This is a genomic window from Bradyrhizobium sacchari, from assembly GCF_002068095.1.
Taxonomy (GTDB): Bacteria; Pseudomonadota; Alphaproteobacteria; order Rhizobiales; family Xanthobacteraceae; genus Bradyrhizobium; species Bradyrhizobium sacchari.
Genome location: NZ_LWIG01000012.1, coordinates 407,469 through 412,370, shown reverse-complemented (window position 1 = coordinate 412,370; position 4,902 = coordinate 407,469). Strand labels below are relative to the sequence as shown.

General features: G+C 67.6%; 1 protein-coding gene. It reads left to right on the top strand.

Annotated features, from left to right (window positions below; all coding sequences use genetic code 11):
• The coding region (locus A5906_RS42580; RefSeq protein ID WP_161495404.1) for a beta strand repeat-containing protein at positions 1–4,902 on the top strand (4,902 nt) is incomplete at both ends.

Sequence of the window (4,902 nt, the reverse complement as noted above, 5' to 3'; positions counted from 1 at the left end):
CCGCCGTGACGGCGGAGATCGCCGCGCTGGTGACGGGGACGACCATCACGGCGAATCAGGCGGTCAACGCGCTGACGGCGCTCTTCCCCGGCGGCACCACGGCGATGAAGGCGTTCGTGGTCGCGGAGATCAACGCGCTGGTGGGCGCGAACCAGATCACGGCCGTTCAGGCCGTCAGCGACATCGCGGCCGCCGTGACCGCGCATGTCCTGACCGCCGACCAGGCCGTCTCCTTGCTGAACATGCTGTCCAGTGCCGGATCGACCGCCATGCAGGCCGCGGCCGGTGCCGAGATCGCGGCGCTGATCGGCTCGGCCTCGATTTCCACCACCAATGCGGTCGCCGCCATCACCCGCTCGACCAACACGAGCAGTGTTGCGTCGATCGAACTCGCGATCGTGCAGCTGATGAACGTCGCGGCGAGCGGCAATGCGTCGGTGCGCGCGGAGATCAACGCCGACATCGCCGCGTTGATTTCGGCGACCTTCCCGGCCGATACCGCCGTGACCTTCCTCGCGAGCCTCGCTGCGAGCAACAACGCCGCGCTCGACAATGCGGTCGCCGGCACGATTCTGTCGCTGGTCGGCGGCGGCGCGTTGTCGATCACCTCCGCGATCGCGGACGTGACGCAGGCGGTCAGCACCCAGGCCATCAGCACCGACCAGGCCGCGGCGCTGCTCGCGTCGATGCTGGGCGCCGTCGGGACCAATGCGACCAATCAGGCGGCGATCATCACGGCGCTCGGTCAGCTGGTCTCGGGTTCGTTCACCCTCTCGGCCGTCATGGCGGACATCGTCACGGCCGTGGGCGGTGGTCAGTTGACTGCGGCGCAGGCCATCTCGGCGTTTATCAGCCTGATTGCCGGCGGGTCCATCAACGCGCAGGTCGCCGCCGGCACCGAGATTGCCGCGCTGATCCAGACCGGCGCGATCACCGCCAGCGCTGCGATTACAGCGATCGGGGGCCTCGCCTCAGCCGAGACCTTCAACATTCTGATCGGCATGGCTGTCAGCGGCAATGCCGCGACCACGAGTGCGGCCGTCGCGGACATCAGCACGCTGGTGTCGCCGGGGCAGGCGCGCCTCGACATCATCGCGGTGCTGAACGCGTCCGCCATCACGGCGCCGCAGGCGCTGCCCATTCTCGTAGAGCTCTCCGTCATCCCGTCGTCGCCCGGCGAGGGGTTCTCCTGGCAAACGATGATGTCCCAGGAAATCTCGACATTGCTGAGCGCTGGCCAGGTCTCGGCGACGCAGATCACCGCAGCGGTCGACGGCGCCGTTACGGCCTCAGCTATCACCGCAGCCGCGGCCGTGAACCTGCTGACCAATCTCGGCTCATTGGGGTCGACGAGCACGCAGACCGCGGTGTCGGCGGAGATCGTCGCGCTGGTCACCGGGGGCAAGATCACGGCCGTGCAGGCGATCGCGGGGCTGACCAGCGTCTTCACCGGGTCTGGTGGCAGCGAAGGCGGCAGTGTGGCGTCGTTCACGACGAACTTCGTGTCGCATACCATCGGCGCACTGGTTGCGGCCGGGCAGGTCTCCAACACCGCCGCGATCAACGACATCGTTGGGCTGATCTCGTCGAGATTCACGCCGGCGACGGCGGTGATCGTGCTGGCCGGATTTGCGTCGAACAACAGCCTGACGCTCGACAATGCGGTGGCAGCGGCCATCGTGTCTCTGCTGAACGCCCAGACGTTCAACATGCAGCAGGCCGCTCATAGCGTGACCACGGCGGTGAGCAACGGCGCGATCACCGCCGACCAGGGCATCACCTTGCTGGCGGCGATGCTCGGCATTACCGGCAACGTCAATCCCAACTCGCCGCTCGGGCCGACAGGAATCTATCAGGCGCTCGCGGCGCTGGTTCCCTCGCAGATCGCCGCGACGGCGGCCGTGGCGGACATCGTCACAGCGGTCGGCAACGGCCAGCTGACGGCGGTGGAGGCGATCAACGCGTTCGCCTATGTGGCGAGCTCCATTGCGGCGCAACTCGCCGCGGGCCAGGACATCGCCGCGCTGATCCAGTCCGGCGCCATCACAGCCAGCGCCGCCATTGCGCAGGTCGGGGGCCTCGCCCCGGGCACCATCAACAGCAACGAATCGTTCTATATCCTCGCCGGCATAGCGCTCAATGGTAGCAGCGCGACCGCAAGCGCCGCCGCCGTCGTCATGGCCGGCCTCGGCGTGCCCGGGCAGGCGACCCAATACATCACCACGGCCGTCAACAGCGCGGCGATGACGGTCCCGCAGGCGGTCAGCGTCCTGCTCGAGCTCGCGGCCGTCACCGGCATGCAGGCGGCTGTCGGGGCTGAACTCGGCACATTCATCTCGAACAACCAGATCACCACGGCGTTGCTGATGACCGATATCGGCAACGCGGTGGCGTCGTCGGTCCTCACGGCGACGCAAGCCGTGGACGTGCTGGCGGATCTCGCGGCGCCGGCCTCATTGGCGGTGCAAAACGCCGCTGCGACCGAAATCACCGCGCTGGTGAGCGGCGGCTACATCAGCGGCAACCAGGCGACCACGGCGCTGATCGGTCTCCTCACCGGCGGGACGGCGGCGATGCAGGCCTTCGCGCTCACCGCCATCAATGCGCTGATTGCCGCGAACCAGGTCGCCGCCACGCAGGTGGTGGCCGACGTCGCCGCCGCGGGCACCGCCGGTACCCTGACCGCGGACCAGACGATCTCGTTGCTGGCATATCTCGCCGAGTCCGGGTCCGCAACGGTGCTGGCCACTGTCGGCGCCGATATCGCCGCGATGGTCACGGCCGGCACCGTGACCGCCACCCAGGCGGTCGCGGACATCTTCGGCACCACCGACACCATCACGCCGGCCAGCATCTTGCCAGCCATCCCGGTGATGATGTTCTCGGCTGCAAGCGGCAATGCGAGCTTGCAGAGCGCCGTCATTGCACAATTGTCGTCGCTGGTCGCGCCGATTACCCAACCCCAGATGGCGACAGCGCTCGGAGCGCTCGCCGCCTACAACAACCCGGCGCTCAATGCGCTCGTCGCCAATACCATCTGGTCCATGGTCAGTGGCGGCCAGTTCGTGTCGTTCAATGTCGCGCTGAGCGCTGCCGTCAACAACAACGCCGCGCTCAACGTCACGCAGCAGGCGGCCCTGTTGCTGGTGCTGGCGGCCGAAGTACCGAGCGGCGCGAACAGCACCGTCTACCTCAACACCATCGGCAGCGTCTTCGCCACTCTGACAGCCGCCCACGGGCTCCCGCTCACCCAGGTGACAGCCGATATCACTGCCGCGGTCAATTCCCATCAATTGACCGGCGCTCAGGCGGTTCAGCTACTGGTCGGTGCCGGATCCATCAGCATCGGCGCCCAGATCTTGGTCGGCGGCCAGATCGACGCGCTGATCCAGGCCGGCAGTGTCAGCGCGTCCGATGCCGCCGCGCTCGTCGCCGCGGTCGGCGCTGCGTCCGGCGCTGCCAATGCGTCGTTCGGCGTGCTGATCGGCATGCTCGTCAACGGCAACAGCGCGAACATCGGCGTAGTTGCGCAGGAAATGCTGAGCCTCACTCAGATCCAATTCGCCGCCTCGGCCTTCAACGACATCAACACCGCGATCTACGCCGGCGCCATCACGGGGGATCAGGGCCTTGCGGTGCTGGCGGCGTTCGCCGCGGCCGGCAACGCCTCGACCCAGAGTTCAGTCGGTGCGGAGATTGCCGCGCTGATCGGCAACAACACCATCACGTTCACCGGCGCGATCGCCGACATCAACGCGGCCGTCGCGTCGATGGTGTTGAGTGGCGCGCAGGCGGCCAACATCCTGCTCGGTCTCGCAAGCCAGAGCAGCGTAACGACGCAAGTCGCCATCGGCGCCGAATTCGCCGCGCTGGTCTCGTCGGGCGCTCTGACCGCCAATGCGGCGACGGCCGAAATCGCGGCCGCAGTCCCGTCGATCGTCACGGCCAACCAGTCCTTCAACATCCAGATCGGGATGGCGTCGAGTGGCGACCCGGCGCTGCAGACGACCCTGACGCCCGCGCAGGTCATGACCAGCATCAACGGCGCGCTGGGCGCGTCATCGATCACGGTCACTCAGGCGCTCGCTTTGCTGGCGCAGCTCGCGAGCGGCGGCAACAGCACCATGCAGTCGGCGGTGGCTGGCGAGATCAATCTGCTGGTCGGCAACGCGACCATCACGGCGGCGACAGCCGATCAGGCGTTTGCCGTGCTGGCGCAGCTCGCGCACGTGGGCAACAGCAGCATCCAGTCGGCGGTTATCGGCGACATCAATCTGATGATCGCGGATTCAGTCATCACCATGTCGCAGGCCATGACCGACATCGCCACGGCGGTGCACGGTGGGTCGCTGACCGGCGATCAGGCGGTGGCGTTGCTGGCGGGGATTGCCGCGCAAGGCTCGCTCAGTGTGCAATTCGCGGCCGGCGGCTCGATCGTCGGGCTGATCGCGGCCGGCGCGCTTGCGGCCACCAGTGCGGCGACCGACATCGGCAATGCGGTCGCCGCATCGGGCCTCACGTCCGATCAAGCGGTCGCGATCCTGCTCGGCATGTCGGTCGGCACCAATGCGGCCGCGGCCTCGGCGGCGGCGCACGAGCTGGAAATCCTCGCTACGCCCGCGCAGCTCATCACCGACATCAACAACGCGGTGACGGCGTCCCAGATCACCGCGACCCAGGCCTTGAGCGTGCTGGCCACGCTGGCGGCAACCGGCTCGACCGCGATGCAGACCGCGGCTGTCAGCGAGATCAATACCCTGATCGGCGGGCTCACCGTCACGCAGGCGATGACCGAATTGCTCGCCATCGCCGCCAACGGCCCGACCGTGCAGGGTGCGGTGGCGAACGAAATCAACACGCTGATTTCAGGCAACCTCCTCACCGCCGCGCAGGCGGCCGCCG